The organism is Variovorax raffinosi (assembly GCF_051216615.1).
Classification (GTDB): domain Bacteria; phylum Pseudomonadota; class Gammaproteobacteria; order Burkholderiales; family Burkholderiaceae_C; genus Variovorax.
The window spans coordinates 245,062-262,333 of record NZ_JBPJZR010000010.1 but is presented as its reverse complement, the minus strand read 5'-3'; the positions used below and the strand labels follow the sequence as shown (position 1 = coordinate 262,333).

Here is a 17,272-nt window from a genome sequence, read left to right as displayed (position 1 = left end):
GAGAATGGTTCTTAATTGTATTTTCGGAGTGAAGCAGGAATGACGAGGTTGTTGGCGCGGCGCAAGGCCGCATCGGTGCTGGTGGGGTGCCTGGCGATTTACATGCAGCATCAGGTGCTGGCCCAGACGGCGGGAGCGGGTTCGCTGCCTGAAGTGCGGGTGGACGCAAACGCCGAGCCAGAAACCGCCAAGTCGCCCGTGATCGGCTATCGCGCGAAGAACGCCGTGACCGCCACCAAGACCGACACCCCGCTGTCCGAAACCCCGCAATCCGTCACCGTGGTCACCCGTGACCAGATGGTCGACCAGGGCGCAACCAACCTGCAGGACGCGCTCAACTACGCGGCCGGCGTGCGCTCCGATGCGTACGGCCTCGATTCGCGCAACGATGCGGTGCGCGTGCGTGGCGCGACGCCCGACGTCTATCTCGACGGCCTGCGCCAGTCCTACGGCTACTACACGAGTACCACCCGCACCGAGCCCTACACGCTGGAGCGTCTCGAAGTGCTGCGCGGCCCCTCGGGCATGCTGTTCGGCGCGGGCACGGCCGCCGGCGTGATCAACATGGTGAGCAAGCGACCATTGCAGGAAGCGCAACGCGAGGTGAGCGTGCAGTTCGGCAGCTTCGGCCGCAAGCAGATCCAGGCCGACCTCACCGGTCCGCTGAATGCGGACGGCAGCCTGTCGTACCGCCTCGTCGCCCTGCAGCGCAAGTCCGATACCCAGGTCGACCACGTGCCCGACGACCGCAGCGTGATCGCGCCCTCGCTGACCTGGCGGCCCAACGCCGCGACCTCGCTGACGCTGCAAGGCCTGTGGCAAAAAGACAAGAGCGGCAGCAGCTCGCAGTTCCTGCCGTGGCAGGGCACGCTGCTGCCCAGCATCAACGGCCGCATTCCCACCAGCCGCTTCATCGGCGAGCCGGGCTTCGACTACTACGACAGCGAGCGCAAGACCTTCGGCTGGCAGTTCGAGCACAAGTTCAACGACGACTGGACCGTGCGGCAGAACTTCCGCTACGCGCGCAACCAGAACGACAACCGCTACCACTACGGCGATTCCTTCAGCGATCCCGGCGGTTGGGCCGCGGACCCTGTCTTCAAGCGCGTGCTGGGCCGCTACTACGACAGCTCGCTGACGCGCAACCGCACGCAGACGCTGGACAACCACGTCGAAGGCCACTTCCAGACCGGCGCCTTCAAGCACACGCTGCTCGTGGGCGCAGACTTCGCGCGCCAGCGCGAGAGCGTGTGGAGCGGCACCACCTTCGACACCATCGACGTCTACGCGCCCGTCTACGGCCATGTCGACGTGCCCGAGCGCACCGCCCGCCCGCGCACGCGCCAGCGCCAGAACGGCTTCTACCTGCAAGACCAGATCAAGTTCGACAACTGGATCTTCGTGGCCGGCCTGCGCCACGACAGGGCCGTGTCGAGCGCCGAAGGCAGCAACGACGAAAAGAGCAGCGCAACCACCAAGCGATTTGGCGTGATGTACGCCTTGCCCTCGGGCTGGTCGCCGTACCTGAGCTACAGCGAGTCGTTCACGCCACAGTCGGCGCGCGAAGGCCGCATCTTCACGCCCCTGCGCGGCGAGCAGTGGGAAGCCGGCGTGAAGTACGAACCCAAGGACCGCGCCCTGGCCTTCAGCGCCGCGGTGTACGACCTGCGCGAGAAGAACCAGATCGTCGAGCTGCAGCCCAAGGTGTTCTCGCAACTCGGCCAGACCAAGACCCGGGGCGTGGAGCTGGAGGCCAAGGGCTCCGTCGGATCGAACGTCGACCTGATCGCGCACTACAACTACACCGACGTCGACGCGAAGATCGAAGGCCTGCCCAGGCACCAGGCCAGCGTCTGGGCCAAGTACCGGTTTTCCATCGGCGGCGTGAACGGCTTCTCGGCCGGCGCGGGCCTGCGCCTGATGAGTTCGTTCCGCGACATGCAGGCCGGCATCGGGCCACGCATTCCGGGCGTGGCGCTGGCCGACCTCGTGTTCGCCTACGACACCGAGCGCTGGCGCTATGCGCTCAACATCAACAACGTGACGGACAAGGTGTACTTCAGCACCTGTCTTTCGCGTGGCGACTGCTGGTACGGCTCGCGCCGCAACATCGTCGCCAGCGCAACCTACCGTTTCTAAAATTCGTCCCCACACCAGAATCACCACGACATGAACAGCCGAAAGATCAAGACCTGGGCCTGGGTGCACAAGTGGAGCAGCCTCGTGTGCACCGTGTTCATGCTGCTGCTGTGCATCACCGGGCTGCCGCTGATCTTCCACCACGAGATCGGCCACCTGCTGGGCACCGAAGTCGAGGCGCCGAAGATGGCGGCCGGCACGCCGCACATCAGCCTGGACAAGGTGCTGGAGATCGCGAAGGCCAAGCATCCTGACCGCGTGGTGCAGTTCGCCTCGCAGCCCGAGGACGACGACGGCCTGTGGTTCGTCACGCTCACGCCCACGCCGGCACCCACCGACGACTTCAAGTCGGTGGCGGTCGACTCGCGCACGGGCGCGGTGCTTGCACAGCCGAAGTTCGACGAAGGCTTCATGTACGTGATGTTCAAGCTGCACGTCGACCTGTTCGCCGGGCTGCCGGGCAAGCTCTTCCTGGGCTTCATGGGCCTGCTGCTGCTGGTGGCCATCGTCTCGGGCGTGGTGCTGTATTCGCCCTTCATGCGCAAGCTCGATTTCGGCACGGTGCGGCGCGACAAGCGGCCCCGCCTGAAGTGGCTCGACCTGCACAACCTGCTGGGCGTGGTCACGCTGGTGTGGCTGTTCGTGGTGGGCTCCACCGGCATGATCAACACGTGGGCCGACCTGGTCATCAAGTACTGGCAGTACGACCAGCTCAGCGCGCTGCTCGCGCCCTACAAGAACGAGCCGGTGGTGGCGGCGTCCGAACGCGGCTCGGTGCAGCGCTCGATGGAGCAGGCCATGCAGCGCGCGCCCGGCATGAAGCTGTCGTTCATCGCCTTCCCCGGCACTTCTTTCTCGAGCCCGCACCACAACACCTTCTTCCTGCGCGGCAACGAGCCCTTCACTTCCAAGCTGCTGCAGCCGGTGCTGGTCGATGCCAAGACCACCGAAGTCACGGCGGCGCCGAAGATGCCGTGGTACCTGACGGCGCTGTTGGTGTCGCAGCCGCTGCACTTCGGCGACTATGGCGGCATGCCGATGCAGATCCTCTGGGCGCTGCTGGACATCGCGACCATCATCGTGCTGGGCAGCGGGCTGTATCTCTGGCTCAAGCGGGGCAACCCCGTGCCCGCATCCACCAAGGCGTCCACCAAAGCGGCAACGCATGAAAAACATGCGCCCGACGCATCGCAACCCGAGCCGGCACCGGCCATGAAAGCGCAGGCATGAAACAGCATCACAGCTTCTGGCGCATGTGGCGCTGGCCGATCGTGCTGGGCCTGCTCACAACCGTCGGCCTGATCTCCGCGCTTTTCAGCGACGGCGGGCTGGGCGACATCTTCGCGTGGTTCGCGCTGGGCGTTCCCGTGGTCGTGTGCGTCTGGTTCGGCTGGCGCCGCCCCGCGCGCTAGTTGCGTTTCCCGCCACTGAGCGGGTTCCCGCTAGGCAAGCCGCCCGGCGCACCGAAGCAGAATCGGTGCGATGAATGTCGCCTTCGCCACCGCCGCCCGCCTGCTGATGCTGGGCGTTCCATTCGCCGCGCAGGCACAGCAGGAACCGCAGGCTGACACGGCGGCGGCCCGGCTGCGCGAAGTGACCGTCTCCACCCCGCGCGGCGAGGTCACGCCCTTCAATGTGCCCGGCTCGGTCGATCGCATCGATGGCGACGAGATGCGCAACAGCCGCCTGCAGGTCAATCTCTCCGAAAGCCTCGGCGCCGTGCCGGGGCTGCAGGTGCAGAACCGGCTGAACTACGCGCAAGACCTGCAACTGTCCATTCGCGGCTTCGGCGCGCGTTCCACCTTCGGCGTGCGCGGCGTGCGGCTGTACGTCGACGGCATTCCCGCCACCTTGCCCGATGGACAAGGCCAGACCTCGAACATTGACATCGGCTCGGTCGACCGCATCGAGGTGCTGCGCGGGCCGTTCTCCGCGCTCTATGGCAATTCTTCGGGTGGCGTGGTGCAGGCGTTCACCGCCTCGGGTGAGGGCGCGCCGCGCCTTTCATATTCGCTCGCGGGCGGCAGCTTCGGCACCTGGCGCCAGTCGCTCCAGCTCAGCGGTTCGGAGGGCGCCGTCGACTATTTGCTCGATGCCAGCCGCTTTCACACCGACGGCTGGCGTGAGCACAGCGCGGCGCGGCGCGACATTGCCAACGGCAAGCTCGGCATTGCGCTGGACAACGGCGACAAGCTCACGCTGATCCTGAACAGCGTGCGCATCGACGCACAAGACCCGCTGGGCCTTACTGCCGACCAGTACGCGCTGGCGCCGCGCAATGCGCCGCTTGCCAACCAGTACAACACCCGCAAGACGGTCGAGCAGACGCAGATCGGCCTGCTTTATGAGCGGCGCATCGATGCCGACCAGGCGCTGCGCCTGATGGTCTACGGCGGCGAGCGCAAGACCACGCAATACCAGTCGATCCCGGTGTCGGCGCAGCAGAACCCGCTGCATGCGGGCGGTGTGATCGATCTGTCGCGCCAGTACGGCGGCGTCGACCTGCGCTGGAGCGCCGCGCTGAAGCTGGCCGACCGGCCGTTCGATGTGGTCGCAGGCCTGGGCTACGACAGCCTGCGCGAGCAGCGCCGCGGCTACGAGAACTACCTCGGCCCCGTCGCGGCGCCGCTGCTCGGCGTGCAAGGACGGCTGCGCCGCAACGAACTCAACACGGTGTGGAACCTCGACCCCTACGCGCAAGCCAGCTGGCGTTTCACCGACCGATGGACGCTCGAAGCCGGCGTGCGCCGCAGCAGCGTGCACTTCGACTCGCAGGACCACTACATCGTCGGCACCAACCGCGACGACAGCGGCAACGCGCGCTACAGCCGGACATTGCCCGTCGCGTCGCTGCGCTACCAGGCCACGCCGGACCTCGCGCTGTACGGCTCCATCGGCCGGGGCTTCGAGACGCCGACGCTCAACGAACTCTCGTACCGCGCGAACGGCGCCAGCGGGCTCAACTTCGCGCTGCGGCCTTCGGTCAACGACAGCATCGAGCTGGGTGCCAAGGCCCGGCTTGCAGGCGGACTGCTGACGGCCGCGTTGTTCCAGACCCGCACGCGCGACGAGATCGTGACCGACACCAATGTCGGCGGCCGTGCGACTTTCCAGAACGCCGGACGTACGCGGCGCAACGGCTTCGAGCTGGGTTGGCAGCACGAGACGGCCAACCACTGGCGCACGCAACTGGCCTACACGTGGCTGGACGCAACGTACCGTGACGCCTTCTGTTCGCCGTCGCCCTGTGGCACTGCGAACACCGTGGCTGCGGGCAACCGCATTCCGGGCATCGCGCGGCAGTCGCTGTTTGCGTCGCTGGGCTGGGTGCCGCCCGAAGGTTGGCGCGCGGGTGTGGAGATGCGCGCACTGGGCCGCATCCAGGCCAACGACGTCAACACCGCCGTCGCCGCCGGCTATGCGGTCGCTGCGGCCTACGCCGGCTATCTGAAGAAGTGGGAGCGTTGGGAGTTCAACGCTTTCGCGCGCATCGACAACCTGTTCGATCGCCGCTACGTGGGGTCGGTGATCGTCAACGAAGGCAACGGTCGCTACTACGAGCCTGCGCCTGGGCGTAGCTGGACCGTGGGGTTGAGTGGGGCTTATCGGTTCTGAGTTGATGCGTCGTTTGTGCGCTGCTGCTGTTCAGGGCGACGCTCACGCCGACACGGTGCTCTTTTTCGCGAATGTCCCCCGCTTCGCTCCTCCTTTATTTCGCGAAAAAGAGCCCCGTATCGGCGCGAGCGCTGGACAGAGCAGTCGTTGATCGGCTGCACACCAGCAGCGTGCCCCTGTGCGAATGGCACCAGGTGCTCCCCGCAGCGAAATAAAGGAGGAGCGAAGCGGGGGACATTCGCGGAGGGGAGCACCTGGTGTCATTCGCACGCGCCCCGAACAACAGACACAAAAAAAACGGCGGGTAATCCCCGCCGTTTTTCCATCACCGTGTCGAGTTCAGAAAGCAGCAGGCCGCCACTTCAGCAACCGCTTCTCGAGCGAACTCAGCAGGAAGTCCGCAGCCAGAGCCACGACAGCAAGAACGATCATCGCCGCGAACACGCCGCTGGCATTGAACGCGCCTTGTGCCGTCGAGATCAGCAGGCCGATGCCTTCCTTGGCGCCGAGGAACTCGCCGACCACCGCACCGACCAGTGCAAAGCCGAAGCTCACGTGCAGGCTGGCAAGAATCCACGACATGGCCGATGGGATGACCACCGACATCGTCACCTGGCGCGGCGAAGCACCGAGGATCTGTGCGTTCGCGATCATGAACTTGTCGGCCTCGCGCACACCCTGGAAGGCGTTGCCGAAGACCACGAAGAACACCATCACCACCGCCAGCGCCACCTTCGACGCCATGCCCAGGCCCAGGGCGATCACGAAGATCGAGCCCAGCACCACGCGCGGGATCGAATTGGCGATCTGGATGTAGAGGCTGAACACATCCGACAGCAGCTTGTTGCGTCCCAGCAGGATGCCGCAGAGCACGCCGGCCACCGAGCCGATCAGGAAGCCGATCACCGTTTCTTCCAACGTCACCGCGACCTGCATCCACAACGAGCCTTGCGAGGTGCCGTCGCGAATCCACTCCACGAGCTGGTCGTAGATCATCGTGGGCATCGAATAGAAGAACGGGTCGATCCATTTCAGGCGCGCCGCGATCTCCCAGCCGCCCAGCACCACCACCAGCACGATCAGCCGCAGCGCGATGATCATGCGGCGACGGCCACGGATGGCCGCTTGCGCGATTTCGGATTCGCGCGCCAGCGCGGCGTCGCTGAGCGACGAGGGCAGCACGGCTGCCTTGAGGGTGGAAGAAGAGGTGGTCATGGCAGGTCCGGATGCTGAAACAGGAGAGGGCGTTGTCATTGGATGACCACTTCTTCGCGCAGGTCGTCCCAGATGTGCTTCGAGATCTCGATGAACTGCGGCGTGTAGCGCACCTCGGACATGATGCGCGGGCGCGGCAGGTCGATCTCGTACACGCGCTTGAGCGTGGCGGGCCGCGCCGACAGCACGAACACGCGGTCGGCCAGCGCGATGGCTTCTTCGATGTCGTGCGTGACGAACACCACCGAGCCGCCGTTGCCCGACCACAGTTGCAGCAGCTCGTCCTGCATCAGCGTGCGCGTCTGCATGTCGAGCGCCGAGAAAGGCTCGTCCATCAACAGGATCTCGGGGTTGTTGATGAAGGTCTGCGCCAGCGCCACGCGCTTGCGCATGCCGCCCGAGAGCTGGTGCGGGTAGTGCTTGCCGAACTTGGAGAGGCCCACGCGATGAATCCACTCTTGCGCGAGCGCCAGCGCTTCCTTCTTCGGCTTGCCACGGAAGATCGGGCCGGCGGCCACGTTGTCTTCCACGCTGCGCCACGGGAACACCGCGTCGGCCTGGAACACGAAGCCGATGCGTGGATCGACGCCGTTCACCGGTTGGCCCATCACCTTCACGTCGCCCACGGTGGGCTTGAGCAGGCCGGTGATCATGTTGAGCGTGGTCGACTTGCCGCAGCCCGTGGGCCCGACGATGGCGACGAACTCGCCGCGCGCCACCGACATGCTGAAGTTGCGCAGCGCCACGGTGGCGTTGCCGTCCTGCGAGATGAAGCGCAGCGACACGTCGTTGAAGTCGATGGCCGAGGTCACGGCACTGCTGCCGCTGCTGGGGGGCGTTCCGTTGCGCATGGTCACTTCGCCGCCGCTGCCAGGTAGGCGTTGCTGTAGGTCTTCGACAGGTCGATGTTCTTGCTCTTCACGAGCGGCTTGTAGGTGGCCAGCACCTTCAGCACGGTCTCGGGGCCGCCGGCGGGCATCTTGGCGTCGGTGGTGAACATCGGCAGCGAGGCCTTCAGCGCCGTGACGTACAGCTCCTTGTCGTTGCCGTAGTAATCGCGCGGCACCTTCTCGGCGATTTCCTCGGCGCTGTGGGTGTGGATGTATTCCATGGTGCGGGCGAAGGCGCGGGCCAGCTTGGTGGCTTCGGCCTTGTGCGACTCGGCCCAGGTGTTCTGCACGTAGAGGCTGGCCGCCGGGTAGAGGCCGCCGAGCGCCTTGATGGTGTCGGCCTCGGTGCGCAGGTCGACCAGCACCTTGGCGTCGCCGGTCTTGAGCATCTGCGACACCGTGGGCTCGGTGGTCATGCCGGCCTGGATGCGGTCCTGCTTCATGGCGGCGATGAAGGTGTTGCCGGCGCCCACGGGCAGCAGCGAGTAGTCCTTCGAGGCCACGCCGGCGCGGTCGGCCAGGTAGCGCGTGAGGAAGTCGGTGGAAGAGCCCAGGCCCGTCACGCCCAGCGTCTTGCCGCCCTTGGCGTCGGCCATGGTCTTGAAGCCGGCGGCTGCCGCCTTGGTCGACACCAGTTCGACTTCGCCCGGCACCTTGCAGAAGACGGCGATGGCCTGGATTTCCTTGCCCTTGCTCTGCAGGTCGATGGTGTGGTCGTAGAAGCCGACCACGCCCTGCACCGCGCCGGCGATCAACTGGTTCTCGGCATCGACGCCGGCGGGCTGCGACTGCAGTTCGACGTTCAGGCCTTCTTCCTTGAAGTAGCCCAGCGCCTCGGTGAGCTTGGCCGGCAGGTAGATGATCTTGTTGATGCCGCCCACCATGATGGTGATGGGCGCGTCGGCGGCCTGTGCGAGCGGGGCGGTGGCGGCGAGCGCGGTGCAAATGGCGGCGGCCAGCAGAGTGCGGCGTGAAGCGGACATGGTTTTCGGGTCTCCGTTATTGGAAGAAGTTGAAAGTCCCAGCGCATCTGCCGCAGGACGAGGCCAGTCTAGGAAGCGGCATCCTTCGGCCAGCTTTCGAAGCCTCGCGTGATTTGTCATGGTTATCCCTAGGGCTGGCGGATGCTTCCTAGAATCCACCGCCACCACCCCGACCCCATGAAGCTGCTGCTCATCGAAGACAACCCGCAACTCGCGCACTGGCTCGCGAGCCTGCTGCGCGAGCAGGACTTCGTGGTCGACCACGTGGACAACGGCGACGCGGCCGACCGCCTGCTGCTGCAGACGGCCTACGACGTGGTGCTGCTGGACCTGAACATCCCCCAGCTCTCGGGCAAGGCTGTGCTGCGGCGGTTGCGTGAGCGTGGCGATGCGGTGCCGGTGATCATCCTCACGGCCACCGCCTCGCTCGACCAGAAGGTGCTGTGCCTGGAGATCGGGGCCGACGACTACCTTGTGAAGCCTTTCGAGATCCGCGAGCTGGTCGCGCGCATCAAGGTGCTGGTGCGTCGCCAGATGCCGGGCAAGGCCAACGACATTGCTTGCGGCGACCTGCACTACGACTTGCGCACGCGGCAGTTCGCGCTGGCCGGCGAGGAGCTGGCGCTGCCGCCGCGTGAACGCACGCTGCTCGAAACGCTGATGTTGAAGGCGGGGAGCACTGTCTCCAAACAGGCGCTGATTGACGCGATCTTCGGGCTGGACGATGAGCCGAGTGCGGACGCAGTCGACATCTACATCCATCGGTTGCGAAAGAAGCTCGAAGCGAGTCAGGCGACGATCATCACGCTGCGTGGCGTGGGCTACTTGTTGCGCACGCGGCAGGAGGACTAGGGTGAAGGTCCGTTGCGTTGTGTTTGGCGTTTGCTATTCATGGCGCGCTCACGCCGACGGCGTGCTCTGCTCCGCGAATGTCCCCCGGGGCGCTGCGCGCCCCTCCTCCTTTATTTCGCTGCGCAGAGCACCCCGCCAGCGTGAGCGTTATGCGCAGCGGTCGTTGATCGCCGATCACCAGCAGCGTGCCCCTGTGCGAATGACACCGGGTGCTCCCCGCAGCGAAATAAAGGAGGAGCGAAGCGGGGGACATTCGCGGAGGGGAGCACCCGGTGTCATTCGCACGTACCCCGAACACGCACACCCCGAACGCACGACAGAGGCATTCAGATGAAGCGCGCCAGCCTGCGCCTGCGTCTCGCACTGTGGTTGCTGCTGCCCATGTCCGTGTTCGTTGCGATCTGCGGCTACCTGAACTGGCGCAATGCGGCAGAGGTGGCCGACTATGTGCAGGACCACGACCTGTTGTCTTCTGCCAAGGTGCTGTCGGACCGGCTGATCTGGGAGGACGACGACGTCAAGGCCAGCGTGCCGCCTTCCGCGCTCAGCCTGTTCGTGTCGGCCGAGCGCGATCATGTGTTCCTCAGTGTGATGGGGTCTGACGGCGAGGTGCTGGCCGGCTCGGCCGACTTCCCGCTGCCCGCCGTGCGCAAGCCCGAGGGCATCGACCGTGCGCAGTGGTACGACACGCATTTCGCAGGCTGGCCGCTGCGCGCCGTCGTCACCACGCGCTCGATGTACGAGGCCGGCGGCGCGCGCGACATCACGATCACCGTGGGCAAGACCGAGCGCAGTCGTGACCACATGCTGCGCACGCTGTGGTGGCCGTCGATGGAGTACCTGCTGATTGCACTGGTGCTCACCATTGCGCTTGCCGTGGCGGCGCTCACGCTCGAACTGCGTCCGATCGTGCGGCTGAGCCAGCAGCTTGCGCAGCGCGACCCGCTGCACCTGGACCTGGTGGTCGACCCGCAGGCATTGCACTCCGAGCTGCGGCCGGTGGCCGACACCATCAATCGCTTCGTGGGCCAGCTCAAGGCGCACTCGGAGGCGCAGCGCCGCTTCATCGCCGATGCGGCGCATCAGTTGCGCACGCCGCTCGCGATGCAGGCCTCGCAGATCGAGTTTGCGCGTTACACGCGGCAGCATCGCGGTGAATGGGACACGCGCCGCACCGACATGGATGCGATGTGGGTCGCGATGCAGACCAGCAACCGCCGGCTGGTCGACGTGACCAACAAGCTGTTGTTGCTGGCGCAGGCCGAGCACGGCGACGCACACACGCGGCTGGAACGGCTCGATCTGGCCGCGGTGGCGCTGCGCTGCGTGGAGCAACTGGCGGCGCTGGCAGACCGGCGCGGCATCGACCTGGGGTTGGAGGCGGATGCGGGGCCGCAGGGCGCTCTCGTGCTGGCGCAGCCCGCGCTGCTCGATGCGCTGGTGACGAACCTGCTCGACAACGCGCTGCGCTACACGCAGGAAGGCGGTCGAGTGACCGTCGGCGTGCGACAGATGGCAGGTGCTGCTGTGGAATTGACGGTGGAAGACAACGGCCCCGGCATTCCCGTCGAGGCGCGTGAGCGCGTGTTCGAGCGCTTCTACCGGGTGGCCCAGGACACCGAGGGAACGGGGCTGGGCCTGGCCATCGTGCGCGAGATTGCGCGGGCCTTCGATGCCAACGTGGATCTCGCAGCCAACCCGCGCGAAGCGCAGGGGCTGCTGGTCACGGTGCGATTTCCGCCGGTCGCCTGAGCTTGAGAAAGCGGCGACCGACTGGGGCCTTCGATCAGAGGCCGGCAGCTGCGCGCAGGGCTGCCGCCTGGTTCGTCGCTTCCCAGGTGAACTCGGGCTCTTCGCGGCCGAAGTGGCCGTAGGCGGCGGTCTTCTGGTAGATCGGGCGCAGCAGGTCGAGCATCTGGATGATGCCCTTTGGACGCAGGTCGAAGTGTTCGCGCACGAGGGCTGCGATCTTCTCGTCGGAGATCAGGCCGGTGCCTTCGGTGTAGACCGTGATGTTCATCGGCTCGGCCACGCCGATCGCGTAGGCCACCTGGATCTGGCACTGGCGCGCGATGCCGGCGGCCACGATGTTCTTGGCCACGTAGCGTGCGGCGTAGGCGGCCGAGCGGTCGACCTTAGACGGGTCCTTGCCCGAGAACGCGCCACCACCGTGGGGGCAGGCGCCGCCGTAGGTGTCGACGATGATCTTGCGGCCGGTGAGGCCGCAGTCGCCTTGCGGACCACCGATGACGAAGCGGCCGGTCGGGTTGATCAGAAAGCGCGTGTCCTTCAGCCATTCCTTTGGCAGCACCGGCTTGATGATCTCTTCGATGATGGCTTCGTTGAACGAAGCCTTCATCTTGGTTTGCGTCTCGCTCTGGTCGGGATGGTGCTGCGTCGACAGCACGACGGTGTCGATGCTGTGCGGCTTGCCGTCCACATAGCGCATCGTGACCTGGCTCTTGGCGTCAGGGCGCAGGAAAGGCAGGCGGCCGTCCTTGCGCAGCTGGGCCTGGCGCTCCACGAGGCGGTGCGCGTAGTAGATCGGCGCGGGCATCAGCTCGGGCGTTTCGTCGCAGGCGTAGCCGAACATCAGGCCCTGGTCGCCGGCGCCGGTGTTCAGGTGGTCGTCCGACGCGTGGTCGACGCCCTGGGCGATGTCGTTGGACTGCTTGTCGTAGCAGACCATCACAGCGCAACCCTTGTAGTCGATGCCGTAGTCGGTGTTGTCGTAGCCGATGCGCTTGATGGTGTCGCGCGCGACCTGGATGTAGTCGACGTGCGCGTTGGTCGTGATCTCGCCGGCGAGTACCACGAGGCCGGTGTTGGTCAGCGTTTCGGCGGCCACGCGGCTGCGGGGGTCCTGCTCGAAGATCGCGTCCAGGATGGCATCCGAGATCTGGTCGGCGACCTTGTCGGGGTGGCCTTCGGAAACGGATTCGGAAGTGAAGAGGAAATCGTTCGCCATTTGTTCAAAACTCCTTGAAGTGACTTGGCGCGTTGCCAACTCTGCGGAGCCCTGGCGAACGCTTTAGCAGAGTGTCGAAAAAAATCGACGGGGCACAATCGCTTTGCGCTTGTGTTTGTCGCCCTGCAAGTTGTTCCGTAACTCGGCGACAATTGGCATTCTATTCGAGCCGCGCAATACCATGCGCGCGCGTCCGTTTTTTGACTCCCCCTCCTGTTTCAATGATCACCCTGTTCCGCCTGCTTGCCCGCGTGCCGATGCCGTTGATGCATCGCCTGGGCACCATGCTGGGCTGGCTGGTCTGGTGGAGCGCGCCGGACTACCGTCGCCGCTTCAAGGCCCACGCCGAGCGCGCGGGCTTCGCGCCCGACCAATACCGTCCCGCCATCGCCGCCGCCGGCAAGATGGCCTCCGAGCTGCCCTGGCTGTGGCTGCGCCCGCAGGGCGAGACCGTGCTGCCGCGCGTGGTGCGCTGGGAAGGCGTCGAAGCCTTCGAGGCCGCCATGCAGGCGAAGAAAGGCGTGATCCTCGTGGCGCCGCACCTCGGCAGCTGGGAGATGTGCGGCCAGGCCATCGGCGAACGCTTCCTGGCGGCTTATGGCCCGATCACGGCGCTGTTTCGCCCGGCACGCAAGAAATGGATGGCCAGCCTGATCGCCGCGGGTTCGCGCGACCGGCCCGGCCTGCAGACGCTGCCGACCAACAACAGCGGCGTGCGCGGCCTGATCCGCACCCTGCGCGGCGGCGGCTACACCGGCATTCTTCCCGACCAGGTGCCGCCGCTGGGGCAGGGCGTCTGGGCGCCGTTCCTGGGGCGGCCGGCCTACACCATGACCCTGCTTCCGCGTCTGGCGCAACAAACCGGCGCAGCCTGCTTCCTGAGCGTGTGCGAGCGCCTGCCGCGCGGTGCGGGCTACGTGATCCGCTTCGAGCCCATCGTCGGCACCGCGCTGACCGATCCGAAGGCCTCCATCGAAGAGGCCGCTGCAGCGATGAACGACGCCATCGGACGGCTGATCCACAGCCTGCCCGGCCAGTACGTGTGGGACTACGCACGCTACAAGGAGCCGCGCGCCGAGCGAGTGATTGCCGCCACGGCCGGGGAGGCGCCATGAGCCTCGGTTCCCAACTCGGCATCGGCTTCATGCGGGCGATCGCGCCGCTGCCGCTGCCGCTGGTGCGTGGCTTCGGCGCGTTCCTCGGCCGCATCCTGCACACCGTTGCCGTGCCGCGCAGGCGCGTGGTCGACACCAACCTGGCCGTCTGCTTCCCCGAGAAATCGGAGGCCGAGCGTCGCGCCATCGCGCGCGAGACCTTCGTCTTCGTCGCGCAGTCGTGGCTGGACCGCAGCTGGCTCTGGCATGCGCCCGAGAAGGTGGTGGCGAGCCGGCTCAAGGTGGTCGGCGCAGCATCGGAGATCCGCGAGATCGCCGAAGGCGACGCGCCCATGATCCTGTTCGCGCCGCACTTCTACGGCCTGGACGCGGCAGCCACCGCGCTGACCATGCACACGGCCCGCCCCTCGGCCACCATCTACACGACCCAGCGCGACCCGATGGTCGACGCCTGGATCCGCGAGGGCCGCACGCGCTTCGGCGACGTGGCCGCGCTGAACCGGGTGGACGGCATCAAGCCGGTGCTGTCGGGCCTGCGCAAGGGCGGCCTGCTGTACCTGCTGCCCGACATGGATTTCGGCCGCGACCAGACCATCTTCGTGCCGTTCTACGGCGTGCAGGCCGCGACCGTGCCCTCGCTCTCGCGCTTCGCGCGGCTGGGCAAGGCCAAGGTGGTGCCGATCGTGTCGAAGCTCACGCCCGGCGGCTACGAAATCCAGGTGCTGCCGGCCTGGCAGAACTTCCCGACGGACGACGTCGAGGCCGACACGGCGCTCATGAACAAGCGCCTGCAGGGCTACATCGACACGATGCCTTCCCAGTACTACTGGGTGCATCGCCGCTTCAAGACCCGCCCCGAAGGCGAGCCGCCTATTTACTGATTGCGCTGCAGGAAGGCCTCGATCTCACGGGCCACCAGCTGCGGTTGCTCGTGCACGATCCAGTGGGTCGCGTTGGGCACTTTCTTGATCTCGAGCTGGGGCACGTAGTCCTCCAGCCCTTCGAGCAGACCGGGCAGCAGCGCCGCATCGTCGAGTGCCCAGAACACGAAAGTCGGCACGTTCACCGTGAGCCGTTCGCGCGGCAGCACCGGGATGCCGTCGATGGTCTGGCCCGGCAGCGGCGGCTTCATCGGCGTCACGCGGTACAGGTTGCACGCACCGGTGAGGCCCGCACCCCAGACCTCGCGGTACTTCTGCTTCACCTCTTCGGTGAGCCAGCCGAAGCCGTCCGGCCCGGCCTTCATCAGCAGGAAGAAGGGCCACATGCGCTTGAAGTCGTCGGCCGCGAGCAGCGCCTCGGCGTCGGGGCGCGCGAGGAAGTTCATGTACGCGCTGGCCTGCTGCTGCGCGGGGCTGTTGCGCAGCTCGCGCGTGAAGGTGCCCGGATGCGGCGAATTGATGATGACCAGCTTGCCGACCTGCGCCGGAAACGCGTTGGCATAGCCCCAGCCGAAGGCGCCGCCCCAGTCGTGGGCGACCAGCGCGGCCATGGTGCCGTCGGCGCTTTCGGTGGCGACGAGCTGCTGGATGTCCTGGATCAGTAACTGCGGCTTGTAGGCCGCCACTTCAGTCGGCGCGCTCGATTTCTCGAAGCCGCGCAGGTTGGGCGCGACGCAGCGGTAGCCGCCGTGAGCGGGGTCCGAGAAGTAGTCGAGCAGTTCGTCCCAGATGAACGCGGCTTCGGGAAAGCCGTGCAGGAACACCATCAGCGGCTGCCCCGGCTTGCCGGCGGCGCGGCAGCTCAGGGTGGTGCCGTTGGGCAGGCTGCGTTGGAAAGTCTCGATCATGCTTCTTGTCTCCTTGGGTTGACTGTCGCTATTGTTTTGATAGTGAACTTCGCAGATGGGACGGTCGGTGCAGCCTGTTTTGTGCTCAGGCCTCTTCTGGTTCCGCCGGCGGCTCCGGTGGCGTTGCCGGTGCGGCCGCCCCCTCGGGATGCACCCAGCGCCACAGCAGCTCGGCGGCTTCACCAACGCCCTGCTTCTTCAAAGCCGAGAACAGTTTCACCTCACCACCGCCGGCGTTCAGTCGCGTAATCGACAGCACCTTGGCGGCTTCGCTGCGGGTGAGCTTGTCGGACTTGGTCAGCAGCACCAGGAACTTGAGCCCTTGCTCCACCCGCGGGCGGATCACGTCGAGCAGGATCTCGTCGAGTTCGGTCAGGCCCTGGCGCGGGTCGCACATGAGCACCACGCCGCGCAGGCTCTCGCGCGTCATCAGGTAGTTGCCCATCACGCGTTGCCAGCGCAGCTTGGCCTCTTTCGGCACGGCCGCGTAGCCGTAGCCGGGCAGGTCGGCCAGCACCGCGTCGTCGACCTTCTGCTTGCCGATGCCGAACAGGTTGATGTGCTGCGTGCGGCCTGGCGTCTTGGATGCGAAGGCCAAGCGGGTCTGCTGCGTGAGGGTGTTGATGGCGGTCGACTTGCCCGCGTTCGAGCGGCCGACGAAGGCAATTTCAGGCAGGTCTACAGGGGGCAAATGCTCCAGCTGCGGCGCGCTGGTGAGGAAGTGGGCGGTGTGCAGCCAGCCCAGCGCGACGCGCTCGCGCTCGGCGACTTGGGGATCCGCAGGCTGAGCCGCGCGGGGAGGGTAGGCGGCGGACTTGCGCGGCGGGGTGGGCATCTACGGACTTTCGAAACTAGACCCACATTGTAGAATCGTGAGGTTTTGCGCCAATAAATTCGAAGCCCCCGATATGAAGTTGTTTGCCAATATTCTGCTTGCAGCCCTCGTGGGCATCGCATCCAGCGCGAGTTTTGCAGCCGATGAGCATGCAGCGGCCCCGGCCGCGGCAGAGCCCGCGAAGCCGGCCAAGCCCGATCCCGCCAAGGGCGACACGGTGTTCAATGCAACGCCGGCGAACAGCCAGAGCTGCGCTTCGTGCCACAACGCGGACGGCAACTCGGCCATTGCGGCCAATCCGAAGCTGGCGCAACAACATCCCGAATACATCCTCAAGCAGCTTCAGGACTTCAAGTCCGGCAAGCGCAAGAGCGCGATCATGAAGCCGCTGGCCTCGGCGCTGTCCGACGAAGACATGCGCAACATCGCCTGGTTCGTGGGCTTGAAGAAGGTCAAGCCGGGCTTCTCGAAAGACAAGGACACCATCGCGCTGGGCGAGAAGATCTACCGCGGCGGCATCGGCGATCGCCAGATCCCGGCCTGCGCCGGCTGCCACAGCCCCAACGGCGCCGGCATGCCTGCCCAATACCCGCGCCTGGGCGGCCAGAACGCCGACTACACCGTGGCCCAGTTGACCGCCTTCCGCGACAACGTGCGACTGAACAGCCTGCCGATGACCGGTGTCGCCGCCAAGCTGAACGACCGTGAAATCAAGGCCGTGGCCGACTACATCGCCGGCCTGCGCTGAAGATGACGCGCTTTCGGGCGTGATGAACTAACCGCCGATAACAACCCCAAACAAAGGGCGGGCCGATCCAGGAGGATGGCCCGCCCTTTTGTTTTTTCCTCTCTTTTTCCTTTTCTTCTCCCA

Annotated in this window: 15 protein-coding genes; 9 read left to right on the top strand and 6 right to left on the bottom strand. The window is 66.1% G+C overall.

Annotated elements, in window-relative coordinates; translation table 11 throughout:
- The first annotated feature begins 39 nt into the window (after positions 1-39).
- From ACSFB7_RS27155 to ACSFB7_RS27140, 4 genes are all read left to right on the top strand, one after another.
- Positions 40-2,139, top strand: coding sequence for a TonB-dependent siderophore receptor (locus tag ACSFB7_RS27155; RefSeq protein WP_435475440.1), 2,100 nt, complete (start codon positions 40-42; stop codon positions 2,137-2,139).
- A gap of 30 nt (positions 2,140-2,169) precedes the next feature.
- Positions 2,170-3,369, top strand: a complete 1,200-nt coding sequence (locus tag ACSFB7_RS27150) for a PepSY-associated TM helix domain-containing protein (protein ID WP_435475439.1) — start codon at positions 2,170-2,172, stop codon at positions 3,367-3,369.
- Complete coding sequence (locus ACSFB7_RS27145) at positions 3,366-3,551, top strand: hypothetical protein (RefSeq protein WP_435475438.1); 186 nt, start codon at positions 3,366-3,368, stop codon at positions 3,549-3,551. The genes ACSFB7_RS27150 and ACSFB7_RS27145 overlap by 4 nt, the downstream gene beginning before the upstream one ends.
- A 70-nt stretch (positions 3,552-3,621) precedes the next feature.
- Positions 3,622-5,754, top strand: coding sequence for a TonB-dependent receptor domain-containing protein (locus ACSFB7_RS27140; protein ID WP_435475437.1), 2,133 nt, complete (start codon positions 3,622-3,624; stop codon positions 5,752-5,754).
- Positions 5,755-6,093: 339 nt separating this feature from the next.
- On the opposite strand, the gene ACSFB7_RS27135 is transcribed toward ACSFB7_RS27140, so the two are convergent.
- Genes ACSFB7_RS27135 through ACSFB7_RS27125 form a run of 3 tightly spaced genes read right to left on the bottom strand, consistent with a single transcriptional unit; the run spans position 6,094 to position 8,842 of the window.
- Positions 6,094-6,969, bottom strand: a complete 876-nt coding sequence (locus tag ACSFB7_RS27135) for an ABC transporter permease (RefSeq protein ID WP_435475436.1) — start codon at positions 6,967-6,969, stop codon at positions 6,094-6,096.
- A 35-nt stretch (positions 6,970-7,004) separates the two neighbouring features.
- Positions 7,005-7,820, bottom strand: a complete 816-nt coding sequence (locus ACSFB7_RS27130) for an ABC transporter ATP-binding protein (protein WP_435475435.1) — start codon at positions 7,818-7,820, stop codon at positions 7,005-7,007.
- Between the two features lie 2 nt (positions 7,821-7,822).
- Positions 7,823-8,842, bottom strand: a complete 1,020-nt coding sequence (locus ACSFB7_RS27125) for an ABC transporter substrate-binding protein (RefSeq protein WP_435475434.1) — start codon at positions 8,840-8,842, stop codon at positions 7,823-7,825.
- A 177-nt stretch (positions 8,843-9,019) separates the two neighbouring features.
- Here ACSFB7_RS27125 and ACSFB7_RS27120 point away from each other — a divergent pair, with 177 nt between their 5' ends.
- Positions 9,020-9,694 carry a response regulator transcription factor gene (locus tag ACSFB7_RS27120; protein ID WP_187108006.1) on the top strand — a complete coding sequence of 225 codons (675 nt, stop codon included), beginning with the start codon at positions 9,020-9,022 and terminating at the stop codon, positions 9,692-9,694.
- A gap of 330 nt (positions 9,695-10,024) precedes the next feature.
- Positions 10,025-11,446 (top strand): sensor histidine kinase, encoded by a 1,422-nt coding sequence (locus tag ACSFB7_RS27115; protein ID WP_435475433.1) that lies wholly within the window; start codon positions 10,025-10,027, stop codon positions 11,444-11,446.
- Between the two features lie 34 nt (positions 11,447-11,480).
- On the opposite strand, the gene metK is transcribed toward ACSFB7_RS27115, so the two are convergent.
- Complete coding sequence (gene metK, locus ACSFB7_RS27110; protein WP_435475432.1) at positions 11,481-12,662, bottom strand: methionine adenosyltransferase; 1,182 nt, start codon at positions 12,660-12,662, stop codon at positions 11,481-11,483.
- A gap of 221 nt (positions 12,663-12,883) precedes the next feature.
- Between metK and ACSFB7_RS27105 the strand changes: the two genes are divergently transcribed.
- Positions 12,884-13,777: a lysophospholipid acyltransferase family protein gene (locus ACSFB7_RS27105; RefSeq protein ID WP_435475431.1), complete on the top strand. Its 894-nt coding sequence runs from the start codon at positions 12,884-12,886 to the stop codon at positions 13,775-13,777.
- A complete protein-coding gene (locus ACSFB7_RS27100; RefSeq protein ID WP_435475430.1) occupies positions 13,774-14,658 on the top strand; it encodes an LpxL/LpxP family acyltransferase in 885 nt (294 codons plus the stop codon). Before ACSFB7_RS27105 ends, ACSFB7_RS27100 begins: the two co-directional genes overlap by 4 nt.
- Here ACSFB7_RS27100 and ACSFB7_RS27095 read toward each other — a convergent pair.
- Both ACSFB7_RS27095 and yihA read right to left on the bottom strand, forming a co-directional pair.
- On the bottom strand, positions 14,652-15,566 hold the full coding sequence (locus ACSFB7_RS27095) for an alpha/beta fold hydrolase (RefSeq protein WP_435475429.1): 915 nt from the start codon (positions 15,564-15,566) through the stop codon (positions 14,652-14,654). The genes ACSFB7_RS27100 and ACSFB7_RS27095 overlap by 7 nt on opposite strands.
- Before the next feature lie 85 nt (positions 15,567-15,651).
- Entirely contained in the window at positions 15,652-16,401 is a 750-nt protein-coding gene (gene yihA, locus ACSFB7_RS27090; protein ID WP_435475428.1) for a ribosome biogenesis GTP-binding protein YihA/YsxC, read from the bottom strand.
- A 73-nt stretch (positions 16,402-16,474) separates the two neighbouring features.
- Here yihA and ACSFB7_RS27085 point away from each other — a divergent pair, with 73 nt between their 5' ends.
- Positions 16,475-17,149: a c-type cytochrome gene (locus ACSFB7_RS27085; RefSeq protein WP_435475427.1), complete on the top strand. Its 675-nt coding sequence runs from the start codon at positions 16,475-16,477 to the stop codon at positions 17,147-17,149.
- The last annotated feature ends 123 nt before the right edge of the window (positions 17,150-17,272 follow it).

Coding starts and splice junctions, on each gene's coding strand:
- ACSFB7_RS27155 (WP_435475440.1), top strand. CDS start 40: ATGACGAGGTTGTTGGCGCGGCGCAAGGCCGCATCGGTGCTGGTGGGG.
- ACSFB7_RS27150 (WP_435475439.1), top strand. CDS start 2,170: ATGAACAGCCGAAAGATCAAGACCTGGGCCTGGGTGCACAAGTGGAGC.
- ACSFB7_RS27145 (WP_435475438.1), top strand. CDS start 3,366: ATGAAACAGCATCACAGCTTCTGGCGCATGTGGCGCTGGCCGATCGTG.
- ACSFB7_RS27140 (WP_435475437.1), top strand. CDS start 3,622: ATGAATGTCGCCTTCGCCACCGCCGCCCGCCTGCTGATGCTGGGCGTT.
- ACSFB7_RS27135 (WP_435475436.1), bottom strand. CDS start 6,969: ATGACCACCTCTTCTTCCACCCTCAAGGCAGCCGTGCTGCCCTCGTCG.
- ACSFB7_RS27130 (WP_435475435.1), bottom strand. CDS start 7,820: ATGCGCAACGGAACGCCCCCCAGCAGCGGCAGCAGTGCCGTGACCTCG.
- ACSFB7_RS27125 (WP_435475434.1), bottom strand. CDS start 8,842: ATGTCCGCTTCACGCCGCACTCTGCTGGCCGCCGCCATTTGCACCGCG.
- ACSFB7_RS27120 (WP_187108006.1), top strand. CDS start 9,020: ATGAAGCTGCTGCTCATCGAAGACAACCCGCAACTCGCGCACTGGCTC.
- ACSFB7_RS27115 (WP_435475433.1), top strand. CDS start 10,025: ATGAAGCGCGCCAGCCTGCGCCTGCGTCTCGCACTGTGGTTGCTGCTG.
- metK (WP_435475432.1), bottom strand. CDS start 12,662: ATGGCGAACGATTTCCTCTTCACTTCCGAATCCGTTTCCGAAGGCCAC.
- ACSFB7_RS27105 (WP_435475431.1), top strand. CDS start 12,884: ATGATCACCCTGTTCCGCCTGCTTGCCCGCGTGCCGATGCCGTTGATG.
- ACSFB7_RS27100 (WP_435475430.1), top strand. CDS start 13,774: ATGAGCCTCGGTTCCCAACTCGGCATCGGCTTCATGCGGGCGATCGCG.
- ACSFB7_RS27095 (WP_435475429.1), bottom strand. CDS start 15,566: ATGATCGAGACTTTCCAACGCAGCCTGCCCAACGGCACCACCCTGAGC.
- yihA (WP_435475428.1), bottom strand. CDS start 16,401: ATGCCCACCCCGCCGCGCAAGTCCGCCGCCTACCCTCCCCGCGCGGCT.
- ACSFB7_RS27085 (WP_435475427.1), top strand. CDS start 16,475: ATGAAGTTGTTTGCCAATATTCTGCTTGCAGCCCTCGTGGGCATCGCA.